At 73.1% G+C, this 20,375-nt stretch carries 11 protein-coding genes; 5 read left to right on the top strand and 6 right to left on the bottom strand.

What is annotated here, in order from left to right; genetic code table 11:
- Window positions 1-22: 22 nt before the first annotated feature.
- Window positions 23-1,663, bottom strand: a complete 1,641-nt coding sequence (gene pgm, locus WA788_RS12470) for a phosphoglucomutase (alpha-D-glucose-1,6-bisphosphate-dependent) (protein WP_335976227.1) — start codon at window positions 1,661-1,663, stop codon at window positions 23-25.
- Between the two features lie 184 nt (window positions 1,664-1,847).
- Here pgm and WA788_RS12465 point away from each other — a divergent pair, with 184 nt between their 5' ends.
- Entirely contained in the window at window positions 1,848-3,362 is a 1,515-nt protein-coding gene (locus WA788_RS12465) for a DHA2 family efflux MFS transporter permease subunit (protein ID WP_335976226.1), read from the top strand.
- 100 nt (window positions 3,363-3,462) lie between these two features.
- Window positions 3,463-3,951, top strand: coding sequence for a DinB family protein (locus tag WA788_RS12460; RefSeq protein ID WP_335976224.1), 489 nt, complete (start codon window positions 3,463-3,465; stop codon window positions 3,949-3,951).
- 75 nt (window positions 3,952-4,026) lie between these two features.
- Here the strand turns inward: WA788_RS12460 and WA788_RS12455 are convergent, their stop codons facing one another.
- The 5 genes from WA788_RS12455 to WA788_RS12435 all read right to left on the bottom strand — a co-directional run bounded on the left by WA788_RS12455 (window position 4,027) and on the right by WA788_RS12435 (window position 12,924).
- Window positions 4,027-4,479 carry a MarR family winged helix-turn-helix transcriptional regulator gene (locus WA788_RS12455; RefSeq protein ID WP_335976222.1) on the bottom strand — a complete coding sequence of 151 codons (453 nt, stop codon included), beginning with the start codon at window positions 4,477-4,479 and terminating at the stop codon, window positions 4,027-4,029.
- 29 nt (window positions 4,480-4,508) lie between these two features.
- Complete coding sequence (locus tag WA788_RS12450) at window positions 4,509-6,227, bottom strand: MFS transporter (protein ID WP_335976219.1); 1,719 nt, start codon at window positions 6,225-6,227, stop codon at window positions 4,509-4,511.
- Window positions 6,228-6,399: 172 nt separating this feature from the next.
- On the bottom strand, window positions 6,400-6,912 hold the full coding sequence (locus WA788_RS12445) for a mycothiol transferase (protein WP_335976218.1): 513 nt from the start codon (window positions 6,910-6,912) through the stop codon (window positions 6,400-6,402).
- A 161-nt stretch (window positions 6,913-7,073) separates the two neighbouring features.
- On the bottom strand, window positions 7,074-11,357 hold the full coding sequence (locus WA788_RS12440; protein ID WP_335976215.1) for a discoidin domain-containing protein: 4,284 nt from the start codon (window positions 11,355-11,357) through the stop codon (window positions 7,074-7,076).
- A 301-nt stretch (window positions 11,358-11,658) separates the two neighbouring features.
- The gene (locus WA788_RS12435) at window positions 11,659-12,924 is read right to left on the bottom strand and encodes an FUSC family protein (protein WP_335976212.1); all 1,266 of its coding nucleotides are present in this window, start codon (window positions 12,922-12,924) and stop codon (window positions 11,659-11,661) included.
- A 348-nt stretch (window positions 12,925-13,272) separates the two neighbouring features.
- Here WA788_RS12435 and WA788_RS12430 point away from each other — a divergent pair, with 348 nt between their 5' ends.
- From WA788_RS12430 to WA788_RS12420, 3 genes are all read left to right on the top strand, one after another.
- Window positions 13,273-15,411, top strand: a complete 2,139-nt coding sequence (locus WA788_RS12430) for a discoidin domain-containing protein (protein ID WP_443034019.1) — start codon at window positions 13,273-13,275, stop codon at window positions 15,409-15,411.
- Window positions 15,412-15,593: 182 nt separating this feature from the next.
- Window positions 15,594-16,832 carry a beta-1,3-glucanase family protein gene (locus WA788_RS12425; RefSeq protein WP_335976211.1) on the top strand — a complete coding sequence of 413 codons (1,239 nt, stop codon included), beginning with the start codon at window positions 15,594-15,596 and terminating at the stop codon, window positions 16,830-16,832.
- Window positions 16,833-17,139: 307 nt separating this feature from the next.
- Window positions 17,140-20,361 (top strand): SpoIIE family protein phosphatase, encoded by a 3,222-nt coding sequence (locus WA788_RS12420; protein WP_335976209.1) that lies wholly within the window; start codon window positions 17,140-17,142, stop codon window positions 20,359-20,361.
- Window positions 20,362-20,375 lie beyond the last annotated feature (14 nt).

The raw sequence follows: 20,375 nt of genomic DNA, 5'->3' as shown, positions 1-20,375 counted from the left end.
ACGGCCTCCGGCCGGCGGGCCGTCAGCCGCCGAGCACGCCGGAGACCATCGCCTTGGCCTCCTCCTGCACCCGCGCCAGGTGCTCCGGGCCCTGGAAGGACTCGGCGTAGACCTTGTAGACGTCCTCGGTGCCGGACGGGCGCGCGGCGAACCAGGCGCTGTCCGTGCAGACCTTGATGCCGCCGAGCGGGGCGCCGTTGCCGGGCGCCTCGGTGAGCACCGCGGTGACCGGTTCGCCGGCCAGCTCGCGGGCGGGCACCTGGTCGGGCGAGAGCTTGGCCAGCACCGCCTTCTGCTCGCGGTCGGCGGGCGCGTCGATCCGGGCGTAGGCGGGCGTGCCGAACCGCCCGGTCAGCTCGGCGTAGTGCGCGGACGGGCTGCGGCCGGTCACGGCGGTGATCTCGGCGGCGAGCAGCGCCAGCAGGATGCCGTCCTTGTCGGTGGTCCACACGCTGCCGTCGCGGCGCAGGAACGACGCGCCCGCGGACTCCTCGCCGCCGAAGGCGAGGGTGCCGCCGAGCAGCCCGTCCACGAACCACTTGAAGCCGACCGGCACTTCGGTGAGGGTGCGGCCGAGCCCGGCCACCACCTTGTCGATCATCGAGGAGGAGACCAGGGTCTTGCCGATCGCCAGCCCCCGGTCCCACTGCTCGCGGTGCCCGACCAGGTAGTCGATCGCCACCGCGAGGTAGTGGTTGGGGTTCATCAGCCCGCCGTCGGGGGTGACGATGCCGTGCCGGTCGGCGTCCGCGTCGTTGCCGGTGGCGACGGCGTACTCGTCCTTGCGGGCGATCAGCGACGCCATGGCGTACGGCGAGGAGCAGTCCATCCGGATCTTGCCGTCCCAGTCGAGCGTCATGAACCGCCAGGTCGGGTCGGCGTGGGGGTTGACCACGGTCAGGTCGAGGCGGTGGCGTTCGGCGATCGCGCCCCAGTAGTCGACGGAGGCGCCGCCGAGCGGGTCGGCGCCGATCCGGACGCCCGAGGCGCGCACCGCGTCCAGGTCGAGGACACCGGGCAGGTCGTCGACGTAGCCGCCGAGGAAGTCGTGGCGGCCGGTGGTGTCGGCGGCCAGCGCCCGGGCGTAGGGGATGCGGCGCACCTCGCGCAGCCCGTCGGCGATCAGCGCGTTGGCGCGGTCCTGGACCCAGCCGGTGGCGTCGGAGCCGGCCGGGCCGCCGGTGGGCGGGTTGTACTTGAAGCCGCCGTCGCGCGGCGGGTTGTGCGAGGGGGTGACGACGACGCCGTCCGCGAGGCCGGCGGTGCGCCCGCGGTTGTGGGTGAGGACGGCGTGCGAGACGGCCGGGGTCGGGGTGTAGCCGTCGGCGGCGTCGATCAGGACGGTCACGCCGTTGGCGGCGAAGACCTCCAGCGCGGTGACCCGGGCGGGCTCGGAGAGCGCGTGCGTGTCGGCGCCGAGGAACAGCGGGCCGTCGGTGCCCTGCGCGGCGCGGTACTCGCAGATGGCCTGGCTGGTCGCGGCGATGTGGTCCTCGTTGAACGCCGTGTCCAGCGCCGAGCCGCGGTGGCCGGAGGTGCCGAACGCCACCCGCTGCCCGGGCTCGGCCGGGTCGGGGTGCAGGGCGTAGTAGGCGGTGACCAGCCGGGGGACGTCGACCAGGTCCTCCGGGCGGGCGGGGGTTCCGGCGCGCTCGTGCGGCATCCTGCACTCCTTCTCACTGCGGGCTGTCGGGGGTCGTGCGGCCGTGCGGGGCGGCCTGACCTGCCCGTCCATTCTCGCCCGGCGCACGCCGCCGGGCCGACACGGCCCCGCCGCAGATCCCCCGTCCGCCCGCCGGGCCTACGATGGTGACGCTTCGGCGGGCGCCGGACGGAAGGCGGAGGCGATGGCCACGGCTGGACTGCCGGCAGCACCGGGCGGGGTACGGCTGGCGTCGTCCGCGGGCCGGTGGGTGCTGGCCTGCTCGGTGCTCGGCTCGGGCATGGCGATGCTGGACGGCACCATCGTCAACATCGCGCTGCCGCGCATCGGCGAGGACCTCGGCGCGTCGCTGGCGGCGTTGCAGTGGACGGTCAACGGCTATCTGCTGACGCTGGCCGGGCTGATCCTGCTCGGCGGCGGGCTCGGCGACCGGTACGGGCGGCGGCGGGTGTTCACCGTCGGCGTGGTGTGGTTCGCGCTGGCGTCCGCGCTGTGCGCGATCGCGCAGGACGCCGGCATGCTGATCGCCTCCCGGGCGCTCCAGGGCGTGGGCGGGGCGCTGCTGACGCCGGGTTCGCTGGCGCTGGTGCAGTCCACGTTCCGCCCGGAGGACCGGGCGAAGGCGGTCGGCGCGTGGTCGGGCCTGGGCGGGGTGGCGGGCGCGGTCGGGCCGTTCCTGGGCGGCTGGCTGGTGGACGGGCCGGGCTGGCGGTGGATCTTCTTCATCAATGTGCCGCTCGGCGCCGTGGTCCTGCTCATCGCCGCGCGGCACGTGCCGGAGAGCCGGGACCGGCAGGCGTCCGGTTCGTTCGACGTGGCCGGGGCGGCGCTGGCCGCGCTGTGCCTGGCCGGGATCACGTACGCGCTGATCTCCGCGTCCAGCCGTCCTTCGCTGCTGGGCGTGGGGCTGCCGGTGCTCGCGGGTGTGCTGTGCGGGGCGGCGTTCCTGCGCACCGAACGGGTCCGGGCGCACCCGATGCTGCCGCTGGACATCTTCTCCTCACGGCTGTTCACCGCGATGAACGTGGTCACGCTGTGCCTGTACGCGGCGATCGGCGGGGTGTTCTTCCTGCTGCCGGTGCAGCTCCAGATCGCCGCCGGGTACAGCGCGCTGCGCGCGGGCTTGGCCACGCTGCCGGTCACCGCCTTGATGCTGCTGCTCTCCGCGCCCGCGGGCGCGCTCTCCCAACGGATCGGGCCGCGGCTGCCGTTGACGGCCGGGCCGCTCGTCGCCGCAGCGGGCATGCTGCTGCTCACCCGGATCTCGCCGGGCACGTCCTCCTACCTGGTGGACGTGCTGCCCGCGGTCGTCGTCCAGGGGCTGGGGATGAGCCTGTTCGTGGCGCCGCTGACCGCGACGGTGCTCGCGTCGGTCGAGGTGGACCACGCGGGGGTCGCCAGCGGCGTCAACAACGCGGCGGCCCGGGTCGCCCAACTCCTCGTGGTGGCCGCGCTCCCGCTCGCCGTCGGGCTCTCCGACCACGCGTACACCTCCGCGCACGCGGTCAACGCCGCGTTCGGCCGCGCGATGGGCATCTGCGCGGGGCTGTGCGCGGCCGGCGCCGCGCTCGCCGCCTTCCTCGTACCCTCGCGGGCGGTGCTCGCCGAGGGCGCCCCGGACACGGCGGAGCCGCAGTGCGCGCCCAACTGCGGCTTCTCCTCCCCTCCCTTGGAGCCGGGCAGCTCCCGGGTGCCCTGACCCTCCGGGGGTCCCCGTGTTCCGTCGCCCCCGGGTCGCCCCGCCGGCGGTGGGCCGGTCGCGAGCCGCGCTTGTCAGTGGCTGCTGGCAGCATGCACGCATGACCACAGAGAGCAGGGAGAAGAAGACGCTGTCGGCGTTCCTCGCGGCGCAGCGGGCGAGCGTGCTGGCCATTGTCGACGGGCTCGACACGCAGGCACTGGCCACGCCGGTCCTGCCCTCCGGCTGGACGCCCCTCGGGCTGATAGAACACCTGGGGCACGCGGAGAGGCACTGGTTCCAGGAGGTCGTCACCGGAGCGGCCGAGCCGCTGCCGTGGCCCGATGACCATGCCCCGCTGACGACCCCGCGAGCACCGGAGGTCGTTTTCGCCTTCTACGACGACCAGTGCCGCCGTTCCGACGCCGTGATCGACCGCACCCCGCTGTCGGCACCCCCGCTGGGCCGCCACCCCGAACCTGTGGGCGACGAGCTCGCCGACCTGCGCGGGATCATCCTGCATGTCGTCGAAGAGACCGCACGGCACGCCGGCCATCTGGACGTCGTCCGCGAACTCCTCGACGGCCGGACAGGACTTGGCCCTCGCTGAACCGGCGCGTAGCGCTGACCGGCACCCGGCTCCCACCCTCGCTGCACGCCCGATGAGGCGCGCGGGGGGCCGCGGTCACTCGGGGGGCGGGCCCTCCGTGAGGAGTTGTTCGAGGACGGGGAGGGCGGCGGTGAGGTGGGCGTGCTGGGCGGGGGTGAGGCGGGCCATGCGGCGGGCAAGGAGTTCGGCGCGCTCGCGGCGGATGCGTTCGAGCAGGGCGCGGCCCTCTTCGTGGATGCTCACGAGGAAGGAGCGGCCGTCGGCGGGGTCGGCTTCCTTGCCGATGAGCCCGGCGGCGGCGAGCGGCCGGACGGTGCGGGTGAGGGCGGGCGCGGAGACCTGCTCGCGGGCGGCGAGCTCACCGAGCCGGATCGGCCCGAACTGCTCGATGCGGGCGAGCGCGGACAGCTGGGCGTAGGTGAGGTTCAGGTCGTCCGCGGACGCCTGGGCGAGCTGGCGGTACAGGCGGGCGACGATCAGGGCGACAGCGGACGGCGAGGCGCCCCCGCGCCCTTCGTGCTCGGTCATGGCGGGGACGCCTCCTTCGGCCGTACGGTTCAGCCCTGCTGCTCGGGCACCTTGCGGGAGCGGATCAGGGACGCACCCGCCGCGACCAAGGACATCACGATCGCGAGGGCGAACACCACGACGAGGCCGTCGTGGAAGGGCCCGGAGATCAGGTGCGGGAAGAACTCCCGCCCGGTGAGGGTCTGCGCGTTGGCCTTGGGCAGCTTCCCCAGCAGGTCGGGGCCGAGCAGCTGCTGGATCGGGTTGTACCCGAGGAACGCCGCGAACAGGGTGCCGACCGGGGGCAGGTTGGCCACCTGGTGGGCGCTGGCAGCCGGTACGTGCTGGGCCGTCAGGCCGGTGCTGAGGGTGTGGGGCAGCGAGCGGGCCAGCCCGGCGACCATGAGCGAGAAGAACACGCCGATGGACAGCACCATGCCCGCGTTCTGGAAGGTGGCGCGCATGCCGGAGGCGGCGCCGCGGGACTCCGCGGGCACGCTCGCCATGATGATCGAGGTGTTGGGCGCGGCGAACAGGCCGCCGCCGAGGCCGTTGAGGAAGACCACCAGGGCGAAGACCCAGTAGCTGAAGTTCGTCGGGATGAGCAGCAGCCCGGCGAAGGAGCCGGCCATCACCACGAAGCCGGCGGCGGCGAAGAGCCGGGCGCCGTAGCGGTCGGACAGGGCACCGGCGACGGGGCCGGCGGCGAGGAACCCGACGGTGAGCGGCAGCAGGTAGATGCCCGCCCACAGCGGGGTGTCGGCGTAGTTGTAGCCGTGCAGCGGCAGCCAGATGCCCTGGAGCCAGATGATCAGCATGAACTGGAGGCCGCCACGGGCGATGGACCCGAGCAGGGTGGCCGCGTTGCCGCCGGCGAAGGCCGCGTTGCGGAAGAGCTTGAGCGGGAACATCGGCTCGGCCACGCGGGACTCGATCAGGCAGAACACCACGAGCAGCGCGGCGCCGCCGATCAGTCCGGCGAGCACCCAGGGGTTGGTCCAGCCCATGGTGTGGCCGCCGTAGGGCTGGATGCCGTAGGTGATGCCGGCGAGCAGGGCGGTCAGGCCGACGGCGAAGGTGATGTTGCCCCACCAGTCCATCTTCGCGGGGCGGCGGATGCCGGTGTCGTGCAGGGAGCGGTAGGCCCACACGGTGCCGATCAGGCCGATGGGTACGTTCACCCAGAAGATGGAGCGCCAGTTCCACTCGGCGAGCAGGCCGCCGAGCACCAGGCCGATGAAGGAGCCGGCGATGCCGGCCACCATGTTCACGCCGAGCGCCATGCCGCGCTGCTTGGCCGGGAAGGCGTCGGTGATGATGGCCGCGGAGTTGGCCATCAGCATGGAGCCGCCGACGGCCTGCGCGACGCGCCAGCCGATCAGCCACAGGGCGCCGCCGCCGCCGTGCATCGGGTCGACGGAGAGGATCACCGAGGTGATGGTGAAGATCAGGAAGCCGGCGTTGTAGATCTTGACCCGGCCGAGGATGTCGCCGAGCCGGCCGAGGGTGACGACCAGGACCGCGGTGACGAGCATGTAGCCCATCAGCATCCACAGCAGGTAGCTGACGTTGCCGGCCTGGAGCGGGTCCAGCCGGATGCCGTTGAAGATCGCCGGCAGCGAGATCAGCACGATCGAGGAGTTGATCGTGGCGATGAGCATGCCGAGCGTCGTGTTGGACAGGGCCACCCACTTGTAGTGCGGATGGTCGGCGGCGATACGCGGGGATCTCCGCTGTATTCGGGTCGTCGAGTCTTCTTCGGTCGCCATGCGGCGGTCACACCCCACCCGGAGAGAGCCGTTAGTTAACTTAGGTTAAGTAAAACTCTATCATTCAACATCACTGCCGTGCAGGGCGGTTCGGCGGCGTCGACGGGGTGCGGGGAGCGCACGCGCGAGGCGGCGCACTCCCCCCTTTCCGGCGCGGTCCGGCGGCCCCGGTTCAGCGGCGCCGCAGCAGCACGCCCCGCACGTAGGCGGCCTGCCCGGCGTGCTGGAGGTCGTCGCCGATCACGCTGACCAGCCGCACCCCGAGGGTGACCGGCGGGGTCCACCGCTCGTCGACGACCTCGTCCAGGTCCGCGTCGGACAGGCCGCCGAGGTAGTCGAGGGTGGCCGCGTGCACGGCGTCGTAGTAGCCGGTCAGCAGCGCCGGGTCGGCGACGCGGACCTGGCCGACCTCGGCGGCGCTGTGGCCGTAGCCGATCGCGCCGGCCGGGAACGGCAGGTCGAAGCGCTGCTCCCAGCCCTCGGCGGTCCAGATCTGCTCGCGGCCGGCCACGTCGGCGACGTGGTCGTCCTGGACCCGGGTGAGGTGCCAGACCAGCCAGCCGATCGAGTTGGCCTCGTCGTCCAGGCGTGCGGCCAGCTCGTCGGCGGTCAGGCCGTCGACGGCGGCGTGCACGACCTCCTTGATGCGGCCGTAGGCGTCGGCGAGGACTTCAGCGGTGTTCATCGGATCTCCAGACGGGAACAGGGCGGGAAGGTCACTGCGGGGGCAATGCCCGCAGCGCTCGCATTCTTCCCGCCCGGCCCGCCCGGCAGCCGTGACCGCCACGCGGGCGGGCCCGCGCTCGCGGTGCGAACGCGGGCCCGCCCAGGGAGTGTGCTGCGGGACTACTTGGTGACGTTGATGGTGAAGGTGGACGTGGTGTTCTCGATGTCCACCGCGTTGTCGCTCTCGGTCAGGCCGTTGATCGTCACCGATCCGACGGCCGGGCCCTGGCCGGGTTCCGGCTGCGGGTTGGCCCACAGGCCGAAGCCGGACTTCGCGTCGTAGGTGTCGCCGCTCTTGTGCGCGCCGGTCACCGACAGGTTGGTGAGGGTGGTGTCCTTGATGGGGTTGAGCGAGGTGCTGCCGTTCCACTTGGTCTGGAACATCACGCCCGCGTACGTCGGGTCGCTGATGTCGATGTCGCTCAGCCGCAGGCCCTGCATCGTGAACTCCGCCGAGTAGATCCACAGCGCCGGGAAGACCTGGGCGCCCCAGAAGTGGCCGCCGTCCCTGGCCAGCGTGATGTCCGCGAAGTTCGTGGTGGGCGAGGACTCGAAGCCCAGAGCGGGGATGCCGCCGAAGGCCAGCGAACCGATCGTCACACCGGGGTAGGTGAGGCTGTCGGCGATGTAGAGGTTGCTGAAGGTGTTGCCGCCACCGCCGTAGACCGCCAGGCCCGCGGCGCGCCACACGGTCTGCACGCTGAGGTTGGTGAAGGTGTTGCCGGTCTCCTGCTCGTTGTGGTTGTCGATCGCCGGGAACAGCGCGAAGCTGTCGTCGCCGGTGGACCGGGCCTCGTCGTTGCTGATGGTGTTGCCGGTGGAGCCGTTGGTCAGGTTGACGCCGTCGGCGAAGGTGTCGCGGATGCGCAGGTTCGTGAAGTGCGAGTCGTCGACGTTGGTCGCCCACACCCCGCAGATCGTGTGCTCGATCCACAGGTTGTCGATCGTCAGGTCGGAGACGCCGGTGAGGTCGAAGACCTTGCCGGGGCCGTCGATCCGGCTGGTGTAGTTGCCGAAGAAGCCGAACCCGGTGAAGGTCGAGCCGTCCGCGGTGCTCTGCACCGCGAAGCCGCCGTCGGTGTTCTCCTGGGTCTGCGGCGTGGTGAACTGCGTGAACCACGGGCCCGCGCCGATCACCTTGATCGCCCGGCCGTAGACGGTGAACTTGTTGGCGGTCTGGTAGGTGCCGGCCGGCAGGTAGACGCCGAGCTTGGTCGTGTCCTGCCGCGCGGTGTCCAGCGCGTTCTGCACGTCCTGCTGGGTGAAGCCGGCCGGCACGACGTACTTCGCCGGGTCCGGGTTCGGCGTCGCGGTGGCCTGCTCCAGGTCGATGTAGTCGATGTTGTAGTAGGCCGCGGTGTTCGCCGCGTCCTTCTGGAGCCTGATGGTGTGACCGGCCGGCACGGTGGTGCCGAGCATCACGTTCGCCTCGTCGTAGATGTGCCGCGGGCCGCCGGAGCCGGCCGAGTTGGTGGGACTCGTCTCGTCGCCGTAGAGCCACTCGTACTTCGAGGTCAGGCTGATCGTCTTCAGCAGGGTCCCGTCCACGTAGACGTCCAGCGTGGTGGAGTCGGTGCCGTCGGGGATGTTGAAGCGGGTGACCAGGGTGTTGGTGGCCGCGCGGGTGGTCCACTGCACGTACTGGCCGCTGCCGCCCAGGTGCACCGCCTTGCGCCCGGACGCCTCGCCGGCCGGGTCGCCGATGGTGCGGTTGGGGCCGAGTACGGTGGCGCCGCCGCCGACCGTGCCGTCCTCCGCCTCATAGGCGTCATACGGCATGTTGGCGCCGCGGCCGACGAAGAACGCCTGGCTGTCGGTGTTGTTGGCCTGCTTGGTCGAGACTTCGTTGCTGTCGACCGCGACGGTGGTCTTCAGGGTGTACTTGCCGTCGGCGGCCGTCCAACTGCCCAGGTCCACCGGGGTGGTGGTGGCGCCGACGGCGATAGCGCCGCTGTAGGAGCCGGTGAGGGTCTTCACCACGGCGCCGCTGGCGGCGTCGAGCACCGAGACGGTGACGGCGTGCGCGCCCGAGGCGGCGGCGACGGTGCCCTGATTGCGGATCGCGACGGTGAAGCCGACGCTCTGGCCGGCGGACGGGTGGCCGGGCGACCAGGCGGTGACCGGCACCAGGTCGGAGCTGTCGACCGGCTTGACCACCAGCGGGTTCGGCGCGGTGTAGCTGTTGTTCGTCTCGTTCTGCTCGATCACCGCGTTGGCCTCGTCGACCTTCGCGGTGAGCTGGTAGCTGCCGGCGTTCTGGGCGCCGATCGCCGCGGTGACCGTGGTGCTGCCGCCGGCCGCGAGGGCGCCGACCTTCGCGCTGCCGACCTTGGTGGTGCCGAGGTAGAAGTTGACGTCGGTGGCCGCCGCGGCGTCGGTGCCGGTGTTCTTCACGGTGGCCGCGAGCGTGACCGGGTCGGTCTCGACCGGGGCGGCGGGCGAGGCGGTCAGCGCGCTCACCGTCAGGTCCGGGTTGGGCCCGGGCACCCCGATCACCTGGACCTCGGCGGCCTGGCCGCCGCCCGCCCCGGAGTTGGCGCTGAAGGTCAGCCGCACGTCGGCGACGCGCGCGGACACCGGGATCGTGACGCTGTTGCCGGTGGCCGGGTCGAAGCTGTACTGCTTGGCCGCCACCAGCGGGCTGAAGCCGGTCGCGGACTGCTCGCGGCCGTCGACCGCGATGGTCTGGGTGCGCGCGCTCCACGCGCTGGACGGGTTGAGCTTGACCACGACCTGGCTGGTGTCCACGTTCGCGCCGAGCTGGATGGTCAGCGAACTGGTGCCGCTGCCCTCCCAGTAGGTGGTCACGTCGTCGTCGTTCGCGTTCGCGGCGACATAGGTCTGCACCGTGGAGGAGGCGGTGATCGGCTTGCCGACGGCCTGGTTGGTGCCGCCGGTGGGCGGGGAGGTGCCGTTGCGGGTGACGGTGTTGCTGTTCGCCGACTCGTTGCCCGCCGCGTCCACGGCCCGGACGTAGTACGTGACCGTGGCCGTGTCCGGCTGGCTGTCGGTGTAGGCGAGGGTGTCGCCGGCGGTGGTGGCGGCCTTGGTGCCGTTGCGGAAGACCTCGTAGCCGGTAACGGCCACGTTGTCGCTCGCGGCGTTCCAGGTCAGCTTGATCTGGCCGGAGGCGGGCTGGGTGTAGGCCAGGCCGGTCGGCGCGGAGGGCGCCTGGGTGTCGCCCGAGGTGCCGGTACGGGTCACGCTGTTGCTGGCCGCGGACTGGTTGCCCGCCGCGTCGTGCGCCTTGACGGTGTACGTCACGGTGGCGGTGTCGGCCTGGCTGTCGGTGTAGGACAGGGTGGTGCCGCTCACCGAGCTGCGCAGGGTGCCGTTCGCGTAGATGTCGTAGCCGGTGACGCCGACGTTGTCGGTGGCCGCGTTCCAGGTCAGCTTGATCTGGCCGGAGGCGGGCTGGGTGTAGGCCAGGCCGGTCGGCGCCGAGGGCGCCTGGGTGTCGCCGGTGGTCGGCCCGTACACCTCGAACTCGGAGATCTGGCCGGCCGGCCAGCCGGTGTTGCCGGTGACGTTCAGCCGCACGTAGCGGGCCGTGGCCGTGTCGAAGGTGATGGTGACGGTGTTCCCGGTGGCCGGGTCGAAGGTGTACCCGGCGGAGGCGGCCAGGTCGGAGAAGGTGCTGCCGTCGGTGCTGCCCTGCACCGCGAGCGTCTGGGTGCGGGCCGCCCACGCGGTGGCCGGCGGCAGCTTCAGCACGACCTTGTTCACCGGGACCGCGCTGCCCAGGTCCACCCGCAGCCACTGCGGGAAGGCGTTGTTGGTGCTCTCCCAGTAGGTGTTCGCGTCACCGTCCACCGCGTTGCCCGACGGGTAGACGTCGTTGTGGCCCGACTCGGCGGTGGGCCGGCCCGCGGCGAGGTTGTCGGTGGAGGCGGCGGCCGCGAGCGCGGTCAGCTCCGACAGCTGTGCGGTCTTCCCCGCGGTGTTCGCGGACACCTCGGCGCGTATGTAGCGGGCCTTCTGCGCCGGGAAGGACACCGTGACCGTGTTGTCCCGGCCCGGGTCGAACGTGTAGGAGGCGGAGGTGACCAGCGTCCTGAAGCCGGTCCCGTCCTCGCTGCCCTGGAGCGCCATGGTCTCGCTGCGCCGGCTCCAGGAGGCGGGCACCTTCAGCCGGATCTGGTCGACGACCCGGTCCGCGCCGAGGTCGACCTGCGCCCACTGCGGCAGCTTCCGGCCCGAACTCTCCCAGTACGTGCCCTGGTTGCCGTCGTCCAGCCGGGCGGCGGTGTGCGTCCCGTCGGTACTGCTCGCGGCGGCGGACTTCGCCGCCACCGGTGCCGATCTGCCCGCGGCGGCGGCGGGCAGCGCCTGCACGCCCAGCAGGAGCAGGCCGGCGGCGGTCACCCCCGCCACCAGCCGTGGAATGGAGCGCTTGGGTCTCATGGGCGTTCCTTACGTGTCGTGGTCCGGAAAAGGAGACTCACTGCGTGCACGATCCGAAACATGCGGGCCCAACACCGTGAAGTTGCGGCCCAGTCACACCGATCCATCGTGGATCTGCTCATAATTTGCGCGTGTGTGGCAGAGTGTTACAGACGTGCTACGGCGGCGTCCATCCTTGCGACAGCACCTATTCATGCGCGGGCAGGCCGGGCCGCCGCCGCGCGCGGGCGCGTACGGACCCGGGCGGGGCGGGGGCGGCGACGGGTACGGGTACGGGCGGGCGCCCGCACCCGCGCCGGGCTCAGCCGTCCGAGCCGGACTGCCGGCGGAGGGCCGCCCGGACCGGAGCCGACGCGCGCTGTATGACCGTCTTTCCGCGGAGCCGGCGGCTGAGCATCACGAGCCGCGGATGCCGCTCGCTCAGCTCTCTCGACTGCCGGTCCAGCTCCTCCACCAGCCGCTCGGAGCGCTTCTCCACGGCCAGTTCGTCCAGGATGCGGTCCACCTCCGCCAGCAGCGCGCCATGCAGCTGCCACTGCCTCGGATGCGACTGCACCCCGGCCAGCAGCAGGTCCGCCACCTTGTCGCGGGCCTCGCCGGCGTCGACGAGCGCCTGCGTCAGCCCGTCCTCCGCGGTCTGCGCGCTGGCGGCGACCTGCGTGGTGATCAGCACCGCGAAACTCTCCACGGCGGCGGCCACATGGTCGAAGAGCCGCTCCAGCTCCTCACCGATCTCCGGGGCGAAGAGCGTCTCGTCGGTACGTTTCTTCGCCAGGTCGGTGAGCGTGCGCGAGAGCACCCGCAGCACCACCGCGCAGATCTCCAGGGTGTCCAGGCCGGTGCGCAGCGCCACCCGGGACAGCAGCCCCTCGCGCACCCGCGGGTTGAAGCGCAGGCTGTCCTCGGCCTGCCGCAGCGACGCGTCCACCTCGCTGATGTCGTGGTCGACCCGGCGCGCCTCGTGCAGCCGGGCCGCCGCCCGCTCGACCGGCAGGTGCCCGGCGACCTGGCCGCCGATGTCGCGGAAGAGCCGCCCCATCCGGTGGGCCATCGCCTCGATCGAGCCGCCCGCGGACTGCACCCACACCGGCGGCGCGAACAGCAGGTTGAACAGCAGCCCGACCGCGGCGCCGATCAGCGTCTCGTAGATCCGGTCCCAGGCGGTGGAGGCCACCTTGGTGACGCCCAGCACCAGCATCGCCGAGATCGCCACCTCGGCCTCGAACTCCCCGACCTTCACCACCCGTCCGACCAGCAGCGCGGTGAGGATGATCAGACCCAGGCTCCACCAGCGCAGCCCGACCAGCGAGCTGAAGGCGATCGCGATGACCACGCCGACCACGACCGCGTTGACCCGCCGGATGCCGGTCATGAAGGTGGAGTACAAGGTGACCTGCACCACCAGCAGCGCGGTCAGCGGCGCGGTGAGCGGGACCGGCTGCGGCAGCAGCCACACCGCGACGACGTAGGAGATGACCGCCGCCGTCGTGGAGCGGCCGATCTGCGCCGCCACCGGCTCCGCGGTCCAGCGGACCAGCTTGACCATCGGCTCTGGTACGTCGGGCATCGCGTGTACTTTCCCGCTCTCGGTGTCTCCGGCTCCGCTGACCGCCTGGTGGGCCAGCCTAGGGTCGATCCGCGCCGGGCACGCGAGGGCGCGCGGGCGGACCGGGCGGGCGCCGCCCCGCACGGACGGCGCGGCCACCCCGCACTCCCCTACCCGCTGGAGGACCGCCACACCTGCCGCCGCGTCAGGTCTTGCACGCACCCGGCGCCCCGCGACCCAATCTCGTTCACTTTCTTGACGGGTCGGCAACAGCGCCGTAATCATCACAGCAATCAGAGAGCGCTCTCCCAACTCCCCGTCCACGCCACCCACTTCCAGGAGACGGTCGTGACCGGCAACCCCCCACTCGTGCTCGCACCCCCCACCCCAAGACGCTTCTCCCGCTCCCTCGTCCTCGCGTGCGTCGCGGCGCTGATCGCCGCGTGCGCGCTGGTGGCGACCCAGACCCCGGCCCGCGCGGCCGGCGCCCTGCTGTCGCAGGGGAAGACCGCCACCGCCTCCTCCACGGAGAACGCGGGCACCCCCGCCTCCGCGGCGGTCGACGGCGACAACGGCACCCGCTGGTCCAGCGCCGCCGCCGACCCCCAGTGGCTCGAAGTCGACCTGGGCGCCAGCGCCACCCTCGACTCCGTCACGCTGCGCTGGGAGACCGCGTACGCGACCGCCTACCAGATCCAGACCTCCGCCGACGGCAGCACCTGGACGAGTGCCTACTCGACCACCACCGGCAAGGGCGGCACCGAGACGGTTTCCGTAAACGGTTCCGGGCGCTATGTCCGGCTCTACACCACCCAGCGCGCCACCCAGTACGGCGTGTCGCTGTGGGAGTTCCAGGTGTACGGCACCGCCGGCGCGACCGGCACCGCCTGCTCCACCACGAACGCGGCGCTGCACAAGACCGCCACCGCCTCCTCCACCGAGAACGCGGGCACCCCCGCCTCCGCGGCGGTCGACGGCGACAACGGCACCCGCTGGTCCAGCGCCGCCGCCGACCCGCAGTGGCTCGAGGTCGACCTGGGCTCCTCGCAGCCGGTCTGCGGGGTCCAGCTGAGCTGGGAGACCGCGTACGCGACGGCGTACCAGATCCAGGTCTCCACCGACGGCACCACCTGGACCAGCGCCTACTCGACCACCACCGGCAAGGGCGGCACCGAGCTGATCACCCTGTCCGGCACCGGCCGCTACGTGCGGATGTACGGCACCGCGCGGGCCACCCAGTACGGCTACTCGCTGTGGGAGTTCCAGGTCTTCACCGGCGGCAGCGGCAGCGGCGACGGCGGCGGCACGGGCGGCGGGGACGGCGGCACCACTCCTCCCGGCTCCACCCTGCTGTCCTACGGCAAGCCCGCCACCGCCTCCAGCTACCAGGACGACGCGAACTGCGGCGGCTGCACCCCGGCGAAGGCGTTCGACCACGACTCCGCCACCCGCTGGGCGACCAGCGACGTGAACGGCTGGGTGGACCCGGGCTGGCTCCAGGTGGACCTGGGCGCGAGCGCGCACATCACGCAGGTCGTCCTCCAGTGGGACCCGGCGTACGCGACGGCGTACCAGATCCAGACCTCCGCCAACGGCACCGACTGGACCAGCATCTACTCCACCACCACCGGCAAGGGCTTCAAGGAGACCCTCTCCGTCGACGGCACCGGCCGGTATGTGCGGATGTACGGCACCGCGCGCAGCAACGGCTACGGCTACTCGCTGTGGGACTTCGACGTGTACGGCACCGGCGGCGACCCGACGCCGCCGCCGGCCGCGCCGCCGAACCCCGGCAGCCCGGAGAAGGTCGTCTTCGACGACGAGTTCAACGGCGCCGCGGGCACCGAGCCGGACGCCACCAAGTGGAGCCAGGACCCCGGCACCGGGCAGAACGGCGAGCTGGAGACGTACACGAACGGCGACAACACGAAGATGGACGGCAACGGCGACCTGGTGATCGAGGCTGACAAGACCTCCACCGGCTACACCTCGGGCCGGATCAACACCTCCGACCACTTCAACTTCACCTACGGGCACGTGGAGGCCCGGATCAAGGTGAGCGGCACGCAGGGCCTGTGGCCGGCGTTCTGGCTGCTGGGCTCGAACTTCAAGACCGGCACGCCGTGGCCGCAGTGCGGTGAGATCGACATCATGGAGCACGTCGGCAAGGTGCCGGACTCGGTCTACTCCACGCTGCACGCGCCCGCCTACAACGGCGGCAACGGCGACGGCTCGCCCTACACCGTCGCCGGCAGCGACTTCGCCTCGGCCTTCCACACCTACGCGCTGGACTGGGACTCCAGCCACATGACGTTCTCGGTGGACGGCACCGCGTTCTTCACCGTGGACAAGGCCAACCTGGAGCAGACCAGGGGGCCGTGGATCTACGACCACCCGTTCTACCTGATCCTCAACAACGCGGTGGGCGGCGACTGGCCCGGCGCACCCGACGCCACCTCGGTCTTCCCGCAGAAGATGCTGGTCGACTACGTCCGCGTGTCGCAGTAACACCAGCCCCGCACACCCCCTGCACAACGGAACGCGATCTCCCGACCCCCTTGTCTCCGCCTTTGGTTCAGGCCAATAGTGGAACCTCGCATTCCTACCGACGGGTTCGCGGGCGGGGTGCCGCCACGGTGTCCGCGCCGCGGCAGCGCCCCGCCCGCGCCCCCACCCCGCAGGAGGAGTCAGTGCTCTCTCGACGTTCATTCGTCAAACGGATCGGTGCCACCGGCCTGGTCGCCGCCGCCGGTTCGGCGGCGGGCTTCGCCGCGCTCACGCCCCACGCGTCGGCGGCCGGCGTCTCGCTGCCGGTCTCGCTCGCCAACAAGTCGGGCAGCGACACCGTCTACGCGTACATCAGCGGCGCCGACGACTCCGGCTGGCCCGGCTTCGTCGGCGCCGACGGCGCCTTCAACCGCCTGCCCAGCCCGTCGTCGGTGCTCACCCCCACGCCCGACTACGCGATACCGCTGGGCGGTTCGGGCTCGGCGGCGACCACGGTCAGGCTCCAGGACTACGTCATCGGCGGCCGCGTCTGGTTCTCCATCGGCGACCGCATCCAGTTCTTCGTCAACCCGCCGGGCGCGGACGGGGGCGTACCGGGCCTGGTCCAGCCGGGGTTCACCAGCTCCGACCCCAACTGGCAGACCCAGTGGACGTTCGCCGAGTTCACCTTCAACAGCGCCAACCTCTACGCCAACATCAGTTACGTCGACATGGTGTCGCTGCCGATCGCGATGGCCAGCACCGGCGCGGGCGGCAACCAGTCGGTCAGCCCGCTGCCGGACGGCGCGCTCGCCTCCATCGCCTCCGGCCTCCAAGCCCAGCACGCCAGCGACGGCGCGCCCTGGGACCAGCTGGTCGCCACCGGCTCCGGCGGCGCCCCGCTGCGGGTGCTCGCGCCGTCCCACGCGCCGACCGACTTCGGCGGCTACTGGGACTCCTACCTGGACGCGGTGTGGAGCCACTACGCGTCCACCCCGCTGACCGTCAACGCCCAGGGCAGCTCCGGCACGTACTCCGGCACGGTGTCCGGTGACGCGTTCGTCTTCTCCGGGCTCGACGACGACGGCGTGCCGTTCACCAGGCCGAGCGCGGCGGACATCTTCGGCTGCGCCAGCGGGCCGCTGTACAACTCCGGGTCCGACGCGCGCGGCGCGGTCGCGGCACGGCTGGCGGCCGCCCTCAACCGCAGCTCCCTGCTGGTGTCCGGCGGCGACAACCAGCCCGACGGCGTCAGCGCGTCCGGCTACTACCAGGACCCGGTGACCAACCACTACGCACGGCTGGTCCACCAGTACGCCTCGATCGGGTACGCCTTCCCCTACGACGACGTCGGCCCGACCGGCGCGGCACCGGTCGACGGCCACATCCAGGACACCGCGCCGACGTCCTGGAGCCTGACCCTGGGCAGCGCGGGCTCGTAGGCCCCCAGCGCACCCGGGCCGGGTACGGCGGGTGCCGCCGGTCGCCCGAGGGCGGCCGGCGGCACCCGCCGTTCCGGCGTCCGCGGGCGCGGGGGCGGCCGGGGCCGCTGTCAGCCGGATGGCCCAGGTCGCGGCGGGCACGCGGGGGCGCCCGGGCCGGCGCGTGCACGGCGGCGGGGGGCGCCCGCGGTTGCGGCCGGGCGCTTCTGCTGCGTGCGCGCGGCGAGAGATTACCGCGGCGGGCTCGTACCGTGACCTTCGGGGCGAAACGGCCGGCGGCCCGGAGCGAGCTGAGGCAGGTGTGGCGATGAGCGGTCCCGCGCAGGGCGACGGCGCCGCGCCGGCCGGTGCCACCGACGCGCTGCGGCTGGCGGTGCTGGACGCCACGGAGGGCCTGGGCGAGACGGAGATCCTGCGGCTGGCGGTGCAGCAGTGCGTCGCGGGGCTGGGCGGGGTCGGCGGCCTGGCGCACCTGGTCGGCCCCGAGCACGGCGCCCTGCGGCTGGCCGCGGCCAGCGGCGTGCCTGACCCGGTGGCGCGTGCCTGGGAGCAGCCCGGCGACCACCGGCTGGCGCCGGTGCGCGCGATGGACCGGCGGCAGGTGCAGTGGGCGCCGCACTGGCCCGAGCCGGGTCCGGGCGGCGCGGGCGGCATGGCGACGGGGCTGCGGGCGTGCGGGGTGCTGTCGGCGCCGATCCCGGTGGACGGCGCGTCGGTGGGGGTGCTGTCGGTGCTGCTGGAGCGGGAGCCGGGGCCGGACCGGCAGCGGTTCCTGGCGGACGTGGCGGCGCTGGTGGGGGTGCGGCTGCCGGTGGCCCGGCGGTGGCGCAGCGGCACGGCGCCCTGGTGGCAGGAGCCGCAGAGCGCGGCCGGGCAGGTGCGGCGGGAGATCAGCGTCGGGACCTGGAGCTGGGACCTGGACAGCGGGCTGGTCGACATGGACGAGGTCTCCGAGGACCTGGTGGAGCTGGCGGGGCTGGAGCCGGGCGCCTGGGACCACCGGATCGAGTCGTGGATGGAGCGCATCCACCCCGACGACCGGCCCGCGGTGCAGGAGGCGATCGAGGAGTCCCTGTGCGACGGGCGGCCGTACGCGGTCGAGCACCGCGTGCTGGACCGCGCCGGCCGGGTCAACTGGCTGGAGCTGCGGGCCGCGTGCGAACGCGGCGGGAACGGCCGCGCGATCCGGCTGGTGGGCACCGTGTGGAACGTCACCGCCCGGCGCAGCCAGCTGGAGTGGCTGGCCGGGCTGCTGGAGCTGAACCCGGACCCGATCTACGTGGTCGCCGCGGACGACCGGGTGCAGTGGGCGAACCTGGCCGCCCGCGAACTCGGCGGCGACAGCGCGGGGGCGCCCACCGGCCGCACCCCGTGGGACGCCGAGCCACTGCTGCGCGACCGGGGCCTGCCCGAGCTGCTGGACCGGGCCCGGGCCGCGCCCGGCTCCGCGGCCACCGTGGAGGTCGACGTGGACCGGCCGGCGCCGCGCGGCTCGGCGTCCTACCTGGTCAGGGCGGTGGAGATCGGCGGTTTCATGTCGATCCAGATGTCCGACACCACCGAGCGGCGCCGTGCGGAGCAGGCCGCGGCCGCGCGGGGCCGGCAGGTCGCGGACCTCAACGCGGCGCTGGTCCGGGCGCTCAACACGCAGGACGTGGTGGCCGCGGTGGTGCGGCACGTGCTGCCGCTGGTGCGGGCGGACGGCCTGGTGGTGCACGATCTGACGGGGGTGTCGCCGCGGCTGATCGGTGACGTCGGCTTCGTGCCCGCGCTGGTCGAGGAGGTGCACGAGCTGCAACTGCGGCAGGCGGAGCGGCGGCAGCAGGAGCGTGCGGCGGGCCCCGGCTTCGGCGGCGTGGCGGCCCCGGCGGGCGGGCCGGGCGTCACCGACCAGCCGCGCTTCGTCTCCCGCGCCGACCGGCCGGCCGCCGCGGCAGCCGCGGGCGAGGCGGCGCCCGGCACGGCGCCGTGGCTGCTGGGCCGGCTGGCGAAGCTGGACGGGGTGGGCGCGTGGGCGGTGCTGCCGCTGGCGGTCGGCGACCGCACGGTCGGGTCGTGCGTCATCGGCTGGAGCGCGTCGCGGCCCTTCACGGAGGACGACAAGACGCTGCTGGGCACGGTGGGCGTGATCATCGCCCAGGCGCTGGGCAACGCGCGGCTCTACGAGAGCGCCCGGCACCGCGCCGAGCGCCTCCAGCAGGAGCTGCTGCCGGGCCGGCTGCCGGACACGGTGGGCCTGCGCGCGGTGGCCCGCTACCGTACGGCCGACGGCCAGGAGCTGGGCGGCGACTGGTACGACACGATCGCGCTGCCGGGCGGCCGGACGCTGGCGGTGATCGGCGACGTGCTGGGGCACGGCCTGGAGCAGGCGATCGCGATGGGCATCATCCGGCACGCGGCGCTGACCGTGGCGGCCCTGGACATGCCGGTGGACGAGATCATGGCGCACCTCAACGACGTGGTGGTGCGCCTCGCGCCGCGCGTCGACGACCCGGTGGTGTGCGCGACCTGCCTGCTCGCGCTCTACGACCCCACGTCCGGGTCGTGCAGCATCGCCAGCGCCGGGCACGCCCCGCCGATCGCGCTGGAGCCGGGCGGGCGGGCGCGGCGGCTCACCATTCCCAGCGGGCCGCCGCTGGGAATGGCGCAGGTGCCCGCGCAGGTGACCGAGACCGTCCTCGCCGAGGGCACCGTGCTGGTGCTGTACACCGACGGGCTGCTCGGTTCGCGGGCGCCGGACGCCGAGGAGCTGACCGAGGCGGTCGGCCGGTACGCCGCCGCCGAGCCGCCGCCGGCCGGCGGCGGGCCGGCGCGGCGGTGGCTGGCCGCGCTGTGCGACGCGGTGGTGGCGCAGCTGCCGCCGGACCCGTACCGGCAGGACGACGCGGTGCTGCTGGCGCTGAGCACCGAGCGGGTGCCGGCGGACCGGATGTCGGCGTGGGACCTGCCGTGGGCGCCGGAGTCCGCGGGCCGGGCCCGGGACCTGACCGCGGCGGAGCTGGCGTCCTGGCACCTGGACGACCTGACCGACGCGGCCACCCTCATCGTCAGCGAGCTGATCGGCAACACGGTGCGGCACGCGGTCGGGCTGGTGCCGCAGCCCCCGCAGGAGGCGGCGGCCGGGCCGGCGGAGGGCCCGGGGCTGGAGGACCTCGGCGGCCTCGGGCTGGAGGGCGGGCTGAGCCTGCGGATCGGGCTGGGCCTGGACGAGTCCCCCGAGCCGCACACGGCCGGCGGCGGCTTCGTACGGCTGCGGCTGCTGCGGATCGAGCACGCGCTGATCTGCGAGGTGTACGACGGCTCGCAGGCCACCCCGCGGGTGCGGCACCCGCTGCTGGACGACGAGTTCGGCCGCGGCCTGCAACTGGTGGCGATGATGGCCGCGCAGTGGGGCACCCGCTACACCGAGCGCGGGAAGTGCATCTGGGCCCGGCTGGACGCGCCGCCCCCGCCGGACGGCGACGGCGCCGGCGCCCAGGCGGCGGTGCCGGAGGCCGGCACCCCGCCCGCGGAGCAGCCCGCCGCCTGACCGGCCGGGGGCGC

Origin of the sequence: Streptomyces sp. CA2R106, assembly GCF_037034245.1 — a bacterium.
GTDB lineage: Bacteria > Actinomycetota > Actinomycetes > Streptomycetales > Streptomycetaceae > Actinacidiphila.
This window is presented reverse-complemented; position numbering and strand designations above follow the sequence as displayed.